General features: G+C 55.3%; 12 protein-coding genes. 4 read left to right on the top strand and 8 right to left on the bottom strand.

Going from position 1 to position 17,827, the window contains the following annotated elements:
* Nucleotides 1–15: 15 nt before the first annotated feature.
* From DYU11_RS33225 to DYU11_RS13400, 4 genes are all read right to left on the bottom strand, one after another.
* Nucleotides 16–1,692 carry a ChbG/HpnK family deacetylase gene (locus DYU11_RS33225; protein WP_158600283.1) on the bottom strand — a complete coding sequence of 559 codons (1,677 nt, stop codon included), beginning with the start codon at nt 1,690–1,692 and terminating at the stop codon, nt 16–18.
* A gap of 127 nt (nt 1,693–1,819) precedes the next feature.
* Nucleotides 1,820–3,322, bottom strand: a complete 1,503-nt coding sequence (locus DYU11_RS13410) for a RagB/SusD family nutrient uptake outer membrane protein (protein WP_119668170.1) — start codon at nt 3,320–3,322, stop codon at nt 1,820–1,822.
* 17 nt (nt 3,323–3,339) lie between these two features.
* On the bottom strand, nt 3,340–6,987 hold the full coding sequence (locus tag DYU11_RS13405; RefSeq protein ID WP_119668169.1) for a SusC/RagA family TonB-linked outer membrane protein: 3,648 nt from the start codon (nt 6,985–6,987) through the stop codon (nt 3,340–3,342).
* 49 nt (nt 6,988–7,036) lie between these two features.
* Entirely contained in the window at nt 7,037–8,053 is a 1,017-nt protein-coding gene (locus DYU11_RS13400; protein ID WP_119668168.1) for a FecR family protein, read from the bottom strand.
* A 194-nt stretch (nt 8,054–8,247) separates the two neighbouring features.
* Here DYU11_RS13400 and DYU11_RS13395 point away from each other — a divergent pair, with 194 nt between their 5' ends.
* Nucleotides 8,248–8,883, top strand: a complete 636-nt coding sequence (locus tag DYU11_RS13395) for an RNA polymerase sigma-70 factor (RefSeq protein ID WP_229365817.1) — start codon at nt 8,248–8,250, stop codon at nt 8,881–8,883.
* Nucleotides 8,884–9,056: 173 nt separating this feature from the next.
* Nucleotides 9,057–9,617 (top strand): DUF6515 family protein, encoded by a 561-nt coding sequence (locus tag DYU11_RS13390; RefSeq protein WP_119668166.1) that lies wholly within the window; start codon nt 9,057–9,059, stop codon nt 9,615–9,617.
* Nucleotides 9,618–10,050: 433 nt separating this feature from the next.
* Here the strand turns inward: DYU11_RS13390 and DYU11_RS13385 are convergent, their stop codons facing one another.
* From DYU11_RS13385 to DYU11_RS13370, 4 genes are all read right to left on the bottom strand, one after another.
* Nucleotides 10,051–10,773, bottom strand: a complete 723-nt coding sequence (locus tag DYU11_RS13385) for an acyloxyacyl hydrolase (RefSeq protein WP_158600282.1) — start codon at nt 10,771–10,773, stop codon at nt 10,051–10,053.
* 25 nt (nt 10,774–10,798) lie between these two features.
* Nucleotides 10,799–11,575: a DUF4249 domain-containing protein gene (locus tag DYU11_RS13380; RefSeq protein WP_158600281.1), complete on the bottom strand. Its 777-nt coding sequence runs from the start codon at nt 11,573–11,575 to the stop codon at nt 10,799–10,801.
* A 20-nt stretch (nt 11,576–11,595) separates the two neighbouring features.
* Nucleotides 11,596–13,941: a TonB-dependent receptor gene (locus tag DYU11_RS13375; RefSeq protein WP_229365816.1), complete on the bottom strand. Its 2,346-nt coding sequence runs from the start codon at nt 13,939–13,941 to the stop codon at nt 11,596–11,598.
* Between the two features lie 165 nt (nt 13,942–14,106).
* Nucleotides 14,107–14,880 carry a sterol desaturase family protein gene (locus DYU11_RS13370; RefSeq protein ID WP_119668162.1) on the bottom strand — a complete coding sequence of 258 codons (774 nt, stop codon included), beginning with the start codon at nt 14,878–14,880 and terminating at the stop codon, nt 14,107–14,109.
* Between the two features lie 419 nt (nt 14,881–15,299).
* Here DYU11_RS13370 and DYU11_RS13365 point away from each other — a divergent pair, with 419 nt between their 5' ends.
* Both DYU11_RS13365 and DYU11_RS13360 read left to right on the top strand, forming a co-directional pair.
* Nucleotides 15,300–16,307: an aldo/keto reductase gene (locus DYU11_RS13365; protein ID WP_119668161.1), complete on the top strand. Its 1,008-nt coding sequence runs from the start codon at nt 15,300–15,302 to the stop codon at nt 16,305–16,307.
* An 88-nt stretch (nt 16,308–16,395) separates the two neighbouring features.
* Entirely contained in the window at nt 16,396–17,292 is an 897-nt protein-coding gene (locus DYU11_RS13360; RefSeq protein ID WP_119668332.1) for a helix-turn-helix domain-containing protein, read from the top strand.
* Nucleotides 17,293–17,827: the final 535 nt, after the last annotated feature.

Genomic DNA, 17,827 nt, shown 5'->3' with positions numbered 1-17,827 from the left:
TGTGCGCATACCGGATCAGCGTTGTTGAGAAACCTGAGAGATGGGTTGAGGACCGAGCAGTGATGGGTAGCCGACCAGTTTGATGCCCCGGTTCTGAATGGCCGCCTGCACGACCGGACTTTTCAGCATGGCCGCATCGGCATCGCGGCCGGGGGCGATGGACTGTTTGCCGCCGATGGGCTGTATCTCGTCGGTGTTGTAAGCAGGGTGGGTCACCAGCATGTAGGTGCCGGGGCCGAGCTGGTCCAGGGCTGCGACAAACGCCCGTTCCCGTTCGGCCGGGTCGGTGGCGTTCTGACCAGCGAATTTAGGAAACGGCTCAGCCATTGATGGTTCGAGCGTAGGTAAGCCGTATTCATTGGCTAATTTCTCGACTACCTCCCGCAAACGCAGGTCCGACCGGTCGAAGGCCATGTGAACCGACAAATGCGATACCTGACGGGGCAACGCCTGCCGGACCCGTTCAATCTGTGCCCGCAGTTCGCGCTCAACCTCGGCCATGTCGGGCTGGTGGTCGAGCAGTGATACGCCCGGCGTTGCGCCTTTCCAGGTGGTTGTGTAAAAATAACCGGCCGAATCCACCAGGCTGGGGGCAGCCGTCAACGGACGCCATTTCAGGTTGTTCCACTCGCTGGTCAGGACCAGGTGTACACCGACATCGGCATTGGGTAATCTGGCGAGTTCGGTTAAGGCTTCGGGCAGCCAGGCCGTTGGGGCCATCACTTCCACCGAGCGGGCGATGCCGTTGGTCAGTACGTCCAGACAGGCCCGGTTGGCGCTGTGGGCCATCCCGAGGTCGTCGGCCCGAACCAGCAGCCGGATTTCGTCGCGGTGGGCTTCCCAGTCGCGCAAAAAAGCGATGCTCTGCGGAACCTGCGCCATCGGCCGCAGCGATTCATCTTCAATAAACAGGTGTTTAACCCCATTGCGACGCGCTTCCTGCAAAAAGGCGCTCAGTCCAAGGTCACCTTGTCCGAGTGCCACCTGATGCGGCCGCAGCGCCGGATTTTCCAGCGAGGACGGTGTGCCGGGACGCCGGTCTTTGAGGTGTACCAGTGGAAAGCGACCGGTGTATTTCTTCAACAGGGCGATGGGGTCCTGCGGCCGGGCCGTCTGGCGGGTGTTTTTAGCCCAGATCAGATCCAGTTCGAACTGTACCGCGTCGGCGGGCATTTTCTCCGCCATGTAATCGAACAGCGTGCCATTGCCGTGGGCGACGAACTCGTAGCCGTGATTATGGTAGCAAAGCGTCAGTCCTTTTTTGCGCAGATACTGTCCGGCCTGCGTAAATACCGCAATGGCTTTGTCGGCATCAGCCTGGGTGAAGGTTTCGCCGTGCGGAATCCAGTAGCAGACCACGTACTTAGCGCCCAGCTGTTTCGCCCGGTCGGCCAGGAGGGCGACGCTGTCCTGCAACAGCCTGAAATCGCCACCAATGCCCACCATCCGAAGGCCGTGTTCCTTCATCAGTTTTCGGTACTCCCTGACGGGCATGTTGCGGGGCCAGCCGCCTTCCAGTTCGGTGACGCCCCACGCCCGAAGCTGCGCCATCATGGTGCGGGCGTCTTTGATCTCTTTCATGCTCGACAGTTGGATGCCAATCGGCCACTGAGCCAGCGCAGGCATTACCCAGATGAGCAGACCTGTCAACAGGAAAGCGGCTGTACCGTGTCGGAAAAAGGAGCGTTGCATAGGCCTTGGTTAAATAAAGAGCGGCTGATTCGCAGCCGCTCTGTCGTTGCTATTTTGTAAAAGCATCCGGACGCTCGGCTTTAACGATCAGGTTCGTGTAAATGCAAGTTCGGGTTGAGCGCGTGCGTTAGTACCCCGGATTTTGCTTTACGTTGGGGTTGTTGTCAGTTTCGGCCAGCGGGATCGGGAACAGCAGGTGTTTATTGGCGTCAAAGCCTAACAGCGTGGGCTGGTCGGAGCTGAAATCAAACCCCGACGACAGGTTAATCTGCCCGCCCTTATGCCACCGGCGCAGGTCGAACCACCGGTGTGACTCTTCGCCCGCCAGTTCGAGCAGGCGCTCGTTCCGGATGGCGTCCATGGCCTGAGCGGCCGTAAGCGTTGTCGGCAGATTGGCCGGTACGGTACCGTTCGGCACCATGTTCCGCGCCCGCGTCCTGACCTGATTGACCAGCGCCATGGCATCGGCCACCGCCCCGCCCGACTGCACAATGGCCTCGGCCTGAAGCAGCAGCACATCGGCGTAGCGCAGAATCCGGGCGTTGTTGGCCGAAGCGCCGGGGTTTGATGTCTTCTGGTCGCGGGTCCAGTATTTGCGGATGTCGCGGGTAGTCGGGTTCAGGGTCAGGTCGCGCCGGGGATCGGCCGGGTCGAAAGCCGCCAGTAGCTTCCGGGTGGCGATGAACCGGGCCGTTCCGAACAGCAGCGAATTGTTTGGTTCAAAAAGGCCCCACCAGCCCGACGTTGTCCCGACACCACCCGGCTCAAAGTCGTCGGAGAGGAATACGTTGTCGGTGTTGGGTGGCTGGCTCGCCTGAAATTCGTAGAGCGATTCGGCATTGTTCTCGCGGTCGGCGGCAAAGTTGTCGGCGAAATTAGCCACCAGTGAGCGGTTTCTGATTTTGCTGAAAGCCGCTACGGCCGCCGTAAAGTCGGCCGCTGTTTTGTTGATTGTTCCGCGAAAGACCAGACTCTTGCCCAGCATACCGTTGGCGGCATTGCTCGTGGCCCGTCCGGCATTGCGTGCATCCCAGGCTTCGGGCAGCAGACTGGCTGCTTCCGTAAAATCCTTAACGGCCTGGTCGAGCAGTTGCCCCTCTGTCGCAGACGGAGCCGCTACCTGATCCAGTGAGTTCAGCCGCTCAACTCGCAAGGGTGATGTCCCAAACGTATTGGCCAACCAGAAGTACGACAGTCCCCGCAAAAAGAGAGCCTCGCCCCGGTGCCGGTCTTTCAGCCCTGGGGTTAGGTAGACCCCGTCGGCCACCGTATTGATCTTGTCCAGCGCCGTGTTGGCCCGGTAGATGATTCGGTAAAGCGTGGTGTAGTAGTTCGTGAGTGTACCTACGTTGGGTTGCAAAGAGGCAAAGGTTTCGAGCGGGTTGGCGCCGGTGGTGGTGATATCGTCGCCGGGCAGGTGCCGCACCGCATGGACGTAGCCGCCAACCCGGTAGCCATACAACTCAACCTGTTTAGCGTAAACACCCCGAATCAGGGCTTCAAAATCCAGCTCCGACGTAAAAAAACTGGATTCAGTAGGATTGCCCGGGGCCACCTCCAGGTTATCCGGATTGCACGCGCCCATTGCCAGAGTCAGCGCCAGCACGGCAGAATATAGGAATGATTTCATGGCTTAGGTCAGGTGGTTTAAAAGTTGACGTTTAGTCCCAGAATCCAGGCGCGGGCGGGTGGAATGGCGTCGTTTTCGGGGTCGAGGCCCGACCAGTTGGTGAACGTCAGCAGGTTGTTACCCGTCAGGTATACCCGTACGTTCGACAGCGTATTACCCAGCACCGACTTGGGTAGGGTGTACCCCACCTGCATATTTTTCAGGCGCATGAAACTGGCGTCCTCCACGAAGCGGTCTGAGAAGCGGTTGTTGCTGGACGGATCGCCCTGTACGGCGCGGGGGATTGTATTCGAGGGATTCGTCGGCGTCCAGCGGTCGCGTACGTCCGTCCAGTAGTTGATGTTCTCCGAGTTCATGCTGATACCCGCCTGCCGTTCGGTGTTGATGTTCTGCACATCGCCTACGCCCTGGAAGAAAATCGACAGGTCGAAGCCCCGAAAAGCGGCCCCCAGATTTACCCCGTAGAAGAAGCCGGGGTTGTTAACGTTGCGGCCCAGAAACACCCGGTCGTTGGCGTTCACTATACCATCGCCGTTCGTATCCTGGAAGTAGGCATCTCCCGGCACCATCCGGTCGCCGTTGATGGCGTCTTTCACCGAGGCCCCAGTGGGTTTCGACGCTTTGTAGGCATCAATCTCACCCTGGTTCTGGAAGATACCGCCAAACTTGTAACCGTAGATGTAGCCAATCGACTGGCCGATCTCGGTGCGGAAGTTACCGCTGGTGAAAGCCAGATCCCGGTACAGGCCCGTTACCCGGTTGTTTACCGTCGTCAGGTTTCCCCCGATGTTATAGGTAAGGTCGTTACCCACCTTGCCGTTGTAGGTCACCTGAAACTCGAACCCGCTGTTGCGCACCGACGCGATGTTGTTGGGCGGGGCGGAACCGTCATCAATACCCGCGCTGGCCGGTAGGGTTACCGTTTGCAGAATACCCGATGTTTTCTTGTCGTAATATTCGATCGTAGCGGTAATGCGGTTCTCCAGCAGGGAAGCGTCCAGGCCAATGTTTTGCGTCAGCACCCGCTCCCACGACAGGTTGCGCACGGGGATGTTGGCCAGACGAATGCCGTTCTGCAGGCCACCAATCGCATCGCCGTTCACACCCGACCCGTAGGCATAATCGGGGTTGAAGTTCACCAGCGACACAAAGGCGAACTGGGTGGTTTCCTGGTTGCCGATTTCGCCAATACCCGCCCGGATTTTCAGGTCCGACAGCCACGACAGCGGCTTCATGAACGGCTCGGCCGTGATGCGCCAGGCGACGGCCAGCGAAGGGAACGTACCCCAGCGGTAGTCGCGGTCGAAGCGCGAAGTACCGTCCCGCCGAACGGTGGCATCGACGTAGTACTTGCTCTTGAAGTTATAACTCAGGCGACCCAGATACCCCTGCAGGGCGTTGTTTTCGGGAATAACCTGCCCGGTTGAATAGGGGGGTGTATTCAGCAACGCCAGCGCTTCGGGGTTGTAATAATTGATCTGGCTATTGTTGGCTGAGGTCAAATTGTAACCGTACTTCTGGTCCATGGCGTTAACCAGCAGATCGACCGAGTGCCCGCCAAACGTACGGGCATAGTTGATGGCGAACTCCTTGACGAGGTTGTAGTTGCGCGACAGCCGGGTGTTTATCGTCCCTTTCGAGGTGCCGTTCGTCGACGAGAACGTATTCACGAACGGCGACGCAAAGCGGTAATAATCCACGCTCTGCCAGACGTCACGGTTGTTCAGGTACCAGTCGGCGCTTAACGTACCCTTGACTTTCAACCCTTTGATTGGCTCAAGCTGTACATACGCCGACCCGATGTTGCGCAGCAGGCTGTACGTGGCCTGGCGGGTATCCCAGGCACCCAGTACGTTGGTTCGGGTGGCCGTACCGTACAACAGACCGCTGTTGGTTATGGTAAACGGTCCGCCCCCCAGCGACACGAGCGTTGGGTTGAAGTTGGGATTTGGATTAAACGTGGGGTTCACTACCTGCGCAATACCATTAAACTGCGGACGTCCTTCCAGGGCATAGATGGGCTGCCAGGGGGCAAACCGCCAGGCCGAGGCCAAATCCGTCTGGCTGTTGTCGAGCGCATCGACGTAGCTCAGGCGGTTGGTCAGGCCAACCTCAATCAGCCGGCCTACTTTACTGGTGATGTTGAATGCTAACGAGTAGCGTTTCAGGTTATTCTGCTGAATGGGGCTCTCGGTGCGGGCGTATCCGGCCGACACGTAATACGTTGTAGATTCCGAACCACCCGAAATTTTAGCGCTGTAGTCCTCAACCACCGCGTTCCGGTTGATGATGGCCGATTGCCAGTCCTGCTGGGGCAGATTACCTAGATAAGCCGCGTTTCCTTCGCGGTAAACGGCGGGCAGGTTGTTGGCTTGGGCGGGGTTGTTGGCGTACATTTCCCGCACCAGCCCAACGTACTCGGGCAGGTCAAGCACGTTGTAGCGATTCGGTAAATTCTGCACCCCGCGCGACGCGGCCACTTCAACCCGCGGCCGGCCTACTTTGCCCCGCTTAGTGGTGATAAGCACCACACCGTTGGCCGCCCGAACCCCATAGATAGCCGCCGACGACGCGTCTTTCAGTACCGAGATGCTCTCGATGTCATTAGGGTTAATCAGGTTCAGAATATTGATTGACCCACGGATATCGGTAGCCTGTGCCGTATTGCCCGACTGCGGGGCTCCGTTGCCGTATTCGGTTACCGGAACGCCATCGATGACGTACAGCGGATCGTTGAAGCCGAGCGTATTGACACCACGAATCCGTACCACGGGTCGGGCATTGGGCGCTCCGCCGGGCGTCGATACAAACACCCCCGGCAGCCGGCCCTGCATCGATAATTCAGGGTTCAGCGCTTTGGCTTTCACCAGGTCTTCGGCCCCCACGACCGACACGGCCCCCGTCAGGTCTTTGCGCTGGCGTTCGCCGTAACCGATCACAACCACCTCATTCAATGAGCGGACGTCGGGCTGGAGGGTGACATTGAGAACGGTGTTGCTGCCTACGGTACGGGTCTGCGACTGGTACCCCAGAAAGCTGAACGTCAGTACGCTGGCCGGGCCTTCGACGGTGAGCCGGTAGCGTCCCTCGCTGTCGCTTGTTGTGCCGTTGGTCGTGCCCTGCTCGGTGATGTTAACCCCTGGCAGCCCAGTGCCATTTTCGTCAATGACGCGCCCGCTTACGGCTACCCGCAGTGTTTGGAGGGGCTGGCTTATAGGTGCGTTCAGGTTGAGCGGAGCGGATGAAAAGGCCGACAGGGGAGATGGTTCCGGGCGGTTATCAACGGGGGACAGTGGATTGGTTTGCTGCTTCACCGCCGGTTTGTCCGACACAATCAGGTACGTATCTTTTCGGGTCTGGATGTAGTGCAGGCCATTACCTTCGAGGAGTAGACGCAGCCGATTAGCCAGATTCATCGGGCGGTTGAGCAGTCGGGTGTTAACCTCAATGCCTTCAATCAGTTTTTCGTCGAAAACGATGTTAACACCGTAGCGACTCTGCATGTCGAGCAGCACGTCGCGCAGCTTCATGGTGGCGGGTTGGCTGGGTTTAATACCCTGGGAGCGGTAGTAAGCCAGCGTTTGCCCGTAAGGGACCATCGGGTAGCTGAGCAGCAAACTCAGCCCCAGCAGCCGGTATAGCATGGGTCGTACCAGTTGGGTCATAGGGAGGTATAGGGTTTTAAAGATGCAGAAGTAAAGACTCTATTCGTTGTCAGGGGGCTGCCGACAGGCGGACCACATCCCCCTGTCGGTCGGCCCGCAGGTTCAACACCTGGGTGAGCATGGTCAGAACTTCATCGGCGGTCTGCGCGGGGTAATTGCCCGACAGTTGCCGGGTGGCAATGGCCGAATCTGCAAGCTGTACGTTCAGGCCGAATCGTTCCTGGATCTGCCGGGCAATGTCAGTCAGCGGGGTGCGGTTAAAGACAAAACGGTGCTCTTTCCAGGCACCATGGCTGGCCAGCGGTTCGCCGGTCTGCAGCCGGAAGCTGCCTCGTCGGTCAACAAGCACGACATCGCCCGGCCGGATGGTGAGCGCGGGTTGCCGGGTTTTCAGCGAGCGCAGCGTAACTTTTCCCCGGTTCAGCACCACTTTGCTGCCCCGGTTGCGGCTGTAGACGATAAACTCGGTACCCAATACCCGGACTTCGAGCTGATCGGGGGTATGTACCAGAAACGGCCGATGATCGACGGTGTGGACAACCGAAAATTCGGCTTCACCCAGCAACCGGGCTTCGCGGGTGGTCTGGAGCGCCAGGAAACGAGGGAACCGGAGCGTAGAATTGGCGTTGAGCGTTACGCGGCTGCCGTCGGGGAGTTCAAACCGGCGGATTTCACCGTAGGCCGTAGCATACGTCCGGTAGAGCAGTACGTCCTGCTGCCACCACCCGGTGAAGCCGATCAGCAGTACGGCCGCAGCCGCCATCCACCAACGGAAGCTGTTCCGATGATCGGCCAAAGGCCGGACATTGTCCTCGGTTGTGGGAGTAGGGGTCTGGCCGGACTGGTTGAGCCGGTCCATCAGCCGATGCCAGTCGCCGACCGAATCGGGAATGAGCTGTGGATTCGACTTTTCCCATTCGTGCAAAACCTGAAAGTACATTTCCCGGTTCTGTTCGTCCCGTAGCCAGTCGGTCAGCAACTGCTTTTGCAGTGGCGTTGCCTGCCCGGCAAAAAAAGTCCACAGAAGCGTTTTGGCCTGATGGGCCCCCACCTGATTAGGTTCCATTGAGTAAGGTGCTGTTACCGGATAGACCCGGCTTGTACCAAATACCCTACCTCTTGTCAGAAAAAAAAGCAAAACGAGTACGTTTCTTTTTTAGAACCTTATTGAGAAATATTTACAAAAAAATCAGAAACTTGAGGTAGGGTAAGCCGTCCCAATCGGGTCTTACACCAAAAGGAAAACTTTAGTACTGTCCGGTGGCTGCTGACTCGTTGTTTCCCCTGCCTGCCTCATCTCAACCCGTCCGGCCCGATGCGGAACCGGTGGGACGCCTGTTGACTGACGATGAGCAGTTCATCCGCCGGGCGTTTGACCAGGACCCTCAACAGGGGGCAGCGCTGCTGTTTCGGGAGTACTACGGTCCGCTGTGCAGCCACGCCATCCGGTTCGTTTATTCCCGCGAAGTAGCCCGCGACATCGTCAGCGATACGTTTTATGTTTTCCTGCAAAAACAGCTCTACGCCGACATTACTACGTCGTACCGGGCCTATCTCTACGCGGCCGTCCGGAACCGGTCGTTAAAGTACCTCCAGCGCGAACTGCGGCAGGATATGCGGTTGAGTTCTCTTTATGAGCCGGATACAAACTACGAAAGCGCTTCTGCCGAACGGCTGACCCCGGAAGAACTGATGGCGTATGACGAACTGCACAACCGGGTCGAGGCCGCTATCAGCCAGTTGCCCCCGCAGCGGCAGCGGGTATTCCTGATGAACCGGTTCGAAGGTAAAAAGTACCAGACCATCGCCGACGAGCTGCACATCTCCCTGAAAGCCGTCGAAGCGCACATCACCAAAGCCCTGACCGTGCTTCGGCGGGCGTTTGCGGGCGAATAGGGTTAATTGCCTGTTCGTTCCTGACCGCATACTACGTCCGGCTCACCACCCGTTTTGGCTGCTTCCCTTATGGAGTACTTTGCTATTGCCGTTTGCCGAGTAACCTTTGAGCTGCCTGCCCGCTGATTGGCAGAACGGCAGGCCAGTTTATCAGGGACTTAGCTTTTTTTACTATGAACCGATTTGGTCTGAATGCAGCCGTAGCGATGCTGATCGTACTCGTTACGGCAAAAGGATTAACAATGATGGCGTCACCGCTGCCAAGCTATCAGGTCACAGTTGTGCATGACCGATATGCTTCGTATCCACGGTGGGGATATCGAACAACCAGTCTGCCACGCTCGGCAACGGTGATTCACTACCAGCGGGTTTCGTATCGCTATGTGAACGGCATCGTGTATCGACCGGTTGGCCGAACGTTTGTCGTGGTACCGCCACCAGCCGGCTTACTGGTTCCGGCGCTGCCGGCGGGTTTCGTCAACATCAAGATTGGTGGAACGCCTTTTTATTACCACTATGGGACGTATTACGTCAAGCCGGCCGGCCAGCTGGGCTACAAGGTGGTTCCTCCGCCGGTGGGTGCGCGGGTCGATTCGCTGCCGCAGGGGTATGGCAAAGTCTCACTGGATGGGAAAACGTACTACGTTCTCGATGGCGTTTATTATCAAGCCCGAGTTAACGAAAAAGGAGAAGTAGCATACGAAGTGGTTGGTAGTCATATAAATTCCCGGTAAGCAGGCAGCCACACTGCGTAGGGTCCAATCTGGGGTAACTTTTGCGAGCGTTACTCCGGATTGGGCCCTGGCATTCAGTGGAACCGATGCTGAAAACGTCTTGGGAAAAGATTCCTTATCGCTTCGAAAAGATTTTACGGGCCTTTTTTGTGCTCGTCGGTCATTGCCCCTCGCTACAGCTTACAGGGGTGTATTTAACTCGGAACAGCCGGTACAGATGCTTCACGAAGCCGTTGTACAAGCCGGATTATGCGGAGGTTGTGCCGGGCCGGCTCTTCAATGCTTAACTTGTTGTCAGAGTGACGCCTGACCGGCTCCCATTGAAAACAGCTCTGTCCTGGCATCGTAAATGCCTGGAGGTTCGCCCCTGTAGACCGATTGGACGCTGCTTAAGATCAAAACCGCCCGCAGATAGGTTGAGCAGCTTGTGAGCTTATTTAGGTAGACCATAGCTGAACCCCACATAGAATCCATTGCTGTCGTGTCCGGGATTACGTTCCTGCCCCGGGTGGTTGCCGTTGGAGATGTGAACGTGTCGGACGCCCGCCATAATCGCCGTATGCTCGTTCAGATTCAATTCAACGCCAAGGCCATATTTAGGTGATCCATTCAGGCGCGTGCCCGTACGGGGTTCTGAAAAGGCGCCGTAGCCCGTAGTTGGTTGTGGAAACGGTTTGTTGAAAAGAAGCAACCCCGCCCCGGAATCGATGTACAGCCGAAAGCGGGTTTGGTTCACGGGGTAAAAACGGAAGAACGGGCGCAGACCGATCCCCCAGCTGTTGTTGAACGCGTCGCCCGGGTGGTACACATTGGCCTCTACGCCGATGGATAACCACCGCCGGGCATGAAACAACAGTCCTCCATTCGCCTGGTACATAGTAGTGTAGGGTGGATAATACCCCCAGGACGTGCCTCCTTCGCCAACTACCGAAATGCGGTGGAGGAGACTGGTATCTTTTCGGGTCAGTATTACCCCGATCAGAGCAATGCCGGCTGGTATGATAAGCCCGTTGGCGGTGTGCAGTTTAACCGGTTCAAAACCCAGTGGATTCTGGTACCATCTGGTAAACGGCGGGAAGGTAAGCCCCTGACCCGTTGTGGAGAAGCAGACAGCACCCCATAGCAATAGTGTACAGGCAAGCGTTCGGTGTTTCATGGGGTACATGCCAGGTTCAGTTCGGTTAGGGGATGACAACGGTTCGGCGGGCAACGGTGTGGGCGCTGAAATACCCCAACGCCCCTCCGCTGAGGTTGCCGGGCGGGTTAGTAGGCGAGACGCCCTGATTGATGTTGTCACCCTGAAGCTGGGCCAAGCCATTAAAATACTCGAATACGGCTTTCTCGATACACTGCATGTCGACGGCCATGGTGTCGCCCGGCTGAATCGTGATGTTGTCGTCCCGGATGGTCTGAACGACGCGGTTGCCGTTGATAAAGGCATCGGAGCGGACGAAGAACGTACGGGAAGCCAGGCCATTCTGGTAGTTGACAAACCGGTAATAGTTGCCGGGCGCAGCAGGGTCGGTATAGGTGGCTACCGTCCGGATGGACGTTCCATTCAGCCGATTGTCGGTGGTGTAGCTCACCTGATCCAGTTCTACCCGGGGGGGCATGGTGGCCAGCGCCGAGTAGGATTTTTCGCCAATAGTTACCGTAAGCTGGTAGCGGTGCCCGGGCACACCGGTCAGTTTCGTGATAGGGTAAACGCCCGGAAACGACTGGTGTAACGAGTCCGTCTGGCCGGTTGTCAGGTCGCGTACGGCAACCTGTGCGTTGGTGATGGGTGGAAATTCATTGGCATGATCGAAGTCCACCGATTGCGTAATGCGTACTTCATTCATACTATCCTGGTCAGTGATCCGGCCTTCAATCACCACGGCGGGGTTAGTCCGGTTAAGGTCCAACTGGATCACGTCTACGCAGGAGGTCAGGCTCGACAGCAGTCCGACAAAGAGCATACAATACCGAAGCATATGAATCAGAATCTAAAGTTATAGGTGATGGACGGGACCATTTTGAAGAGGGTAATCCGCTGAATTTCCGTCTGGTTGGGATCATAGACGTCCTGTTCGAAGTTGATGGCGTAGGGGTTGGCCCGGCCATAGGCGTTGTAGAGTCCGAAAGCCAGGTCAGATTCAAAATTTTTCTTCTTGGCAAACTGGACCGTAGCGCCGAGATCCAGCCGGTGATAAGCCGGCATCCGGTAGCCATTCCGTTCGGTGTAGTTAAACACCACGGCATTATCAATGCGGTATTTGCCGGTCGGAAAACTGACCGCGTTGCCGGTGTTGTAAACGAACGTAGCCGAAAGGGTCCACCGCTTCGAGAGTTGGTAGACGCCAACAATCGATACGTCGTGCGTACGATCCTGCCGGGCAGGATACCAGCGGCCGTTGTTGATTCCCTCGATCTGTCTTTCGGTTCGGGAAAGGGTATAGCCTAGCCAGCCCGTTAACGCGCCCGTTTTTTTACGTAGCAGCAGTTCCAGCCCATATGCGCGGCCTTTGCCAAAAAGTAACTGCGTTTCGAGGGCATCGGTAAACTGAAAGTCAGCTCCGTTCTTGTAGTCAATCTGATTCTGCAGGGCTTTGTAATACGTTTCCACACTGAATTCATAACGGTTATCGCTTATGTTCCGGAAGAAGCCCAGCGCAACCTGATCCGCAATTTCGGGGCGAATGACGTTGCTGCTCTGTAACCAGCGGTCGTTGGGCGTTGAGGTTCCCGAGTTGGAGATCAGGTGCAGGTTTTGCACGTTGCGGGTATAGGAAGCCTTGATGGACGTATTGTCGCTGAGCACATAAGCCGCCGAGAGCCGTGGTTCGGGATTAACGTAGTGGGTCACGATCTGCCCGGCCGGGTAGGACAAGGTATCCACGATGGTCTTATTGGCGTCCAGTGTGTAGTACTCGCTGCCGCCCAGCACGGCAAACGAGGTTAACCGCAATCCATATTCCAGCGAAATCCTGGGCGATAGCTGCCACTTATCGCTGACGAACACGGCGCTCTCTACTGAATACCGGCTCTTTTCCCGGGTAGTATTGATACTCGATGATTCGCTGGTGGCCGTGCGGTTGCGGGGCGTAAGGGTGTGATGAATAACGTTGGCCCCGAACCGCAGGGCATGGGCCGGATTGGGAAAATAGCTGAACTCCTGCTTGAGGTTATAATCCCGAATGGATGAGGTTAAGCTGAAATCATTGCTGCCGTTCTGAATTCCAACCTGGTAGTCATACTGGCTGTAAATCAATGACGTATTGCTGAATAGTTTTTCGTTGAGGAGGTGGTTCCAGCGCAGCGTACCCGTCGCATTGCCCCAGTCGATGTTGAACAGATCGCCCAGCCCGAACTTGTCGCGCCCGAAGTAGCCCGACACGAACAGCCGGTCTTTCGTGGAAAGCGTGTAGTTTAATTTGGCGTTCAGATCGTAGAAGTAGAGCGTATTGCGGTTGATGTCCGGATCGTTCGACAGCTTCAGAAACGCGTCGGCGTACGTCCGGCGGCCGGTGATCAAAAACGAGCTTTTGTCTTTCACCAGGGGGCCTTCGGCGTACAGCCGTGAGGCAATCAGTCCGATGCCGCCCCCGGCATGGAAGGTCTGGTTGTTGCCATCGTTCATTTTCACGTCCAGCACCGACGACAGCCGCCCACCGTACTGCGCAGGCATGCCCCCCTTGTAGATAGCCAGGTCCTTGATGGCGTCGGCGTTGAAGGTGGAGAAGAAACCCAGCAGGTGCGACGCGTTGTAAACCGGCGCTTCATCGAGCAGAATCAGGTTCTGGTCGCTGTTACCCCCGCGTACGTGGAAGCCACTGTTGCCTTCTCCGGCCGATTTGATGCCCGGCAGTAACTGGAGCACCTTCAATGGGTCACGCTCACCCAGCAGGACCGGAATCTGTTTGATGGCCGACATTGACAGCCGTTCGACGCCCATGGTGGGGTTTGTGATGTGCTCATTGGCAGCCTGGCTGCGGACCAATACCTCCTGCAACTGGGTGGCCGATTCCGCCAGCGTAACGTCCAGGTGCGTGCTGGTGGTCAGCGTAACCGTTTTCGTAACAGGCTGGTAGCTGACAAGGCTGACCTGAATCGTATACGTACCTTCGGGCAGAGTCAGCGAATAAAAGCCGTATTCGTTACTAATCGTACCGATGACAGGCTGTTGCTGCACGCGTATCGTCGCTCCGATGAGCACCTCACCCGATTGAGCGTCTTTCACCGAACCGCTTAGGGTGTATCGGGTCTGACCGAGGGCGAGTGTGGCCATGAGCAGGCAGCCAATGAAAAAGAGTAATCGTTTGCCGGAAAACATAACGTGGGACATGATGGTGGCACAAAGAGAAGGTATAGTTCAGGAGCTACCTACGGTTTCCCGTGCTGAACGGACAAATTCGGTCGCGAGCCGTTCAGGCACCGGTGCCAATGGATTAGCGTTTAATGGCAGAAGTCGCCCTCGATCAAAGGCGGCTCCTGAAGGAGGCCAGGGCCATTAGTTACGGGACGGACGGAACAAGTTGATGATGCCACCGAACAGGAGCTTAAACGGGTTGGTACCATTATACGATCCGTTTACTCCGTACCGCACCTTTTCGCCTTCCGGTTCATACGTACCCATCATCCGGTCCCAGATCAGCAGAAAGCCACCCATATTTTTGTCTACGTACTGCTCGTTGCTGCCGTGATGAACCCGATGGGCGGCCGGGGTATTGATGATGCCTTCCAGAAAGCCCAGCCTGCCAATGGCTTCCGTGTGGAGGAAAAACTGGTAGAAGATGTTCAGGAACACGCACGAAACAACCATCGAGGGGTTGAAGCCGATCAGGACGCAGGGCACAAAAAAGAATACGTTGAACAGGGCGTAGAGCCAGTTCAGGCGGTAGCTGGTGGTCAGGTTCATACGCTCGGCGGAGTGGTGGGTGATGTGAAAGGCCCAGAAAAAGGTGAGTTTATGGGAGGCAAAATGAAACCAGAAGTACATAAAATCGACTACCAGAAAGCAGGCCACCCAGGTCCAGGGGTTTTCGGGGAGGTGAACCGGGGCCAGCCCGTAGAAGAAATCGAGCACCAGCAACTGATACCCCAGCGTCACAAACTTGCGGGTCAGTTGAAACCCGGCCAGCAAAAACAGATTGGAGAGGGTTTCCCGGGTCTCATATACCTTTTTATCTGCCACCCAGTTCCAGATCATCTCCGCCACGACGGCGAGCACAAAAAGGATCAGAAAAATCAGTCGGTAACTGCCGAAATGTTCGTTCAATATCATGGTAATATCGGGTTGGCGTTAAACAGTCAGGAAAAACGGTTACGCTAAGCAAGCTTCATCAGCCACGTCGTTCAAGCCCTATCGGTTTAAAGCGGACAAATTTGAACCCGAGGCTGTTTGGCGGGAATCTGAGGTGTCAGGAGCCCGAGAGGGTTGGCTTTGCCGTTTCGTACGGCAGCGGCCGCCCGTAAAACCCGTGACTTGGCAGTCTACGATGCATCATTAACTCAATAAGTGATATGAAAGAGCAACACGGTCCGCCGTGCGGTTGATTAGTGACCGGGCCGCCGGGTGGATGGCACTGGTTTAAAAAATCGCATGGCCTCCCGACGGCATCCGGGATTTAACTACAACCTTCAGGAATTTGAACACACCGTTCTCTACTGGGAAGATGAACTTTGCTTCGTAAAACTTCAGGTATGGAACAATTGAAAAAAGTGACCTTAGGTACACAGGGATTGCAGGTGCCACTAATAGGATTAGGCTGCATGGGCATGACGGGCTTTGCCGGCAATGATATGTATGGGCAAGCCAATGAAGCGGAAGCTATCGCTACCATCCACCGCTCAGTTGAGTTAGGTGGGAATTTCTTGGATACCGCTGATTTATACGGGCCATTCGACAACGAAAAACTGATTGCCAAAGCGATCGGCAACAGTCGAGACAAGTATATCATTGCCACTAAATTTGGTTGGGAGATTGATGATGCCGGCCACATTACCTGGGCCATCAATGGAAAACCCGAGTATGTACGAAAAGCCGTCGAGCGTTCGCTTAAACATCTAAGATCCGATTACATTGATTTGTACTACCTGCATCGCCTGGATAAAAACACACCCATCGAAGAAACCGTGGGTGCCATGGCGGACTTAGTACACGAAGGAAAAGTACGCTATCTAGGTTTGTCGGAGATGTCGGCCCAAACCGTGCGCAAGGCCAATGCGGTACACCCTATTTCGGCGTTGCAATCCGAGTATTCGTTGTTTGAACGAACAGTAGAAGCGCGTGGTATCATACGGGATGTAGGGGAAATGGGAATTGGTTTTGTCGCTTATTCCCCGCTGGGCCGAGGCTTTTTGTCGGGAGAGCTACGAACCGTTGATGATTTGCCAGCAACTGATTTTCGTCGTCAAATGCCTCGTTTTCAACCGGCTTATTTCGATAAGAATATTGAGTTACTTAGGGCCATTGAAGCCCTGGCGAGCCAGAAAAGCAGTACCCCATCTCAGATAGCTCTGGCCTGGACCCTGAAAAAAGGAGCGTTGCCAATACCTGGCACCAAACGCAGAACGTATCTGGAGCAAAATATAAGGGCGGCTTCCGTTGAGTTAACCGACTCCGACATGGAACGCCTGGAAGCTATTGTTCCGTTGGGTATAGATACCGGTCAGGCTTACGATGAATTTGGCATGGGCCTGATTGACTAAATTTAATCCGTCGATGAATGCAGCCAGCTTTTGTGAGCTGCATTCATCGACGGGTGGTTTTCCGCCCGATCAATTTTACTGTCTTATTATGAAGAACATCCAGACTATAACGGAGTTTCATCGGTTGTTGTCGCTGCCGGACCCACAGCATCCGTTGGTGAGTGTTACCCCATCGGAGCTATGTAAGTTTGACGCCGATGGGCCTTGGGCTCAGTTTGTTCACCAGTTTTACTGTATTGCGCTGAAAAGGGAGGTGAAGGGCAAAATCAAATACGGGCAACAGACCTACGATTACGATAAAGGCGTGATGAGTTTTACCGCGCCCCGGCAGGTGCAATCGCTGGATGTACAAACCCTGGAATGCGGTACGGGTTTATTGCTGATGTTTCACCCTGATTTTCTACTCAAACACCCCTTAGCGAACGTAATCACCCAATACGGTTTCTTTTCGTATGCCGTCCATGAAGCCCTGCATTTATCGCCCAGAGAAGAAGAGGATGTGATCGGCCTTTTTAAGAAGATAGACCAGGAATGCCAGCATATTGATCGTCATACTCAGGACATCGTTCTGTCGCAGATTGCCTTGTTGCTCACCTATTCCAATCGTTTTTACGAACGGCAGTTTATCACTCGGAAAAACACCAGCAGTGATTTGCTGATAAAATTCCAATCGATTGTCGATGCCTACATCAATTCGGATCAGCCTGCAGAAAAAGGCCTGCTGACCGTCCAGCACGTGGCAGCCGCCCTGCATTTGTCCCCTAATTACCTAAGCGATATGCTGCGTTATCTAACGGGTCAAAATGCCCAGCAACATATCCAGCTCCGGCTGATCGAAAAAGCCAAGGAAATACTGGCAATCAGCAACCTGACGGTCGGTGAAGTAGCGTATCAATTAGGCTTTGAGCACCCTCAATCGTTCAGCAAGTTTTTCAAAGCAAAGACGAATCTGTCGCCTTTGGAATTTAGAACTTCGTTTAATTGATGTGGCTTTGTTGCGATTTCATCGGCCATCCTTTTTACTCAAGATGATACCGTGATGTCATTCGCGCTGGCCTACCGGTGGGTGAAACAATAGGCAATGGGTGGCTAGTCGTGAAATCTGTAAGCTGATCGAGCCATATTTCATTTTACAAAGTGTCACACATCCCTCATTTACAAAGTGAAAATAATGAAGCTGTTTTAAGATTTCAGTATGAGAGCATTTTTGTCATCCCGACGCAGGAGGGATCTTCGGTAGCTAGCGATTTTTCAGCCTCGCTCGAAGATCCCTCCTGCGTCGGGATGACAAAAATCGCCTGACTCTTATCCTTCTCCCCAAATCCTAAACAGTCCAATTTAAGTCGGTTAATTCACTCAGGGTAGTTTTATCAATTCGTAATTACTCGATTGGTACCGGTGTCTTTATTCTAAGGGACAGTTGGCCCTGGGTCGGCGCTCCGACGGCTGGTGTTTTTTCATGCTAGTGAACCGTGGCAGCGAAACGTTCGTCGGATAAAGAACCCAAAGCCAGTTCAAGA

This window comes from Fibrisoma montanum, assembly GCF_003583365.1.
Lineage (GTDB): Bacteria > Bacteroidota > Bacteroidia > Cytophagales > Spirosomataceae > Fibrisoma > Fibrisoma montanum.
The sequence above is the reverse complement of the archived record's forward strand: the minus strand, read 5'-3'. Positions and strand labels throughout refer to the sequence as shown.

Excerpts from the sequence above, each read along its gene's own strand:
- DYU11_RS13375 (WP_229365816.1), bottom strand. The coding sequence starts at position 13,941 with ATGTCCCACGTTATGTTTTCCGGCAAACGATTACTCTTTTTCATTGGC.
- DYU11_RS13385 (WP_158600282.1), bottom strand. The coding sequence starts at position 10,773 with ATGAAACACCGAACGCTTGCCTGTACACTATTGCTATGGGGTGCTGTC.
- DYU11_RS13410 (WP_119668170.1), bottom strand. The coding sequence starts at position 3,322 with ATGAAATCATTCCTATATTCTGCCGTGCTGGCGCTGACTCTGGCAATG.
- DYU11_RS13390 (WP_119668166.1), top strand. The coding sequence starts at position 9,057 with ATGAACCGATTTGGTCTGAATGCAGCCGTAGCGATGCTGATCGTACTC.
- DYU11_RS13360 (WP_119668332.1), top strand. The coding sequence starts at position 16,396 with ATGAAGAACATCCAGACTATAACGGAGTTTCATCGGTTGTTGTCGCTG.
- DYU11_RS13380 (WP_158600281.1), bottom strand. The coding sequence starts at position 11,575 with ATGCTCTTTGTCGGACTGCTGTCGAGCCTGACCTCCTGCGTAGACGTG.
- DYU11_RS13370 (WP_119668162.1), bottom strand. The coding sequence starts at position 14,880 with ATGATATTGAACGAACATTTCGGCAGTTACCGACTGATTTTTCTGATC.
- DYU11_RS33225 (WP_158600283.1), bottom strand. The coding sequence starts at position 1,692 with ATGCAACGCTCCTTTTTCCGACACGGTACAGCCGCTTTCCTGTTGACA.
- DYU11_RS13365 (WP_119668161.1), top strand. The coding sequence starts at position 15,300 with ATGGAACAATTGAAAAAAGTGACCTTAGGTACACAGGGATTGCAGGTG.
- DYU11_RS13400 (WP_119668168.1), bottom strand. The coding sequence starts at position 8,053 with ATGGAACCTAATCAGGTGGGGGCCCATCAGGCCAAAACGCTTCTGTGG.
- DYU11_RS13405 (WP_119668169.1), bottom strand. The coding sequence starts at position 6,987 with ATGACCCAACTGGTACGACCCATGCTATACCGGCTGCTGGGGCTGAGT.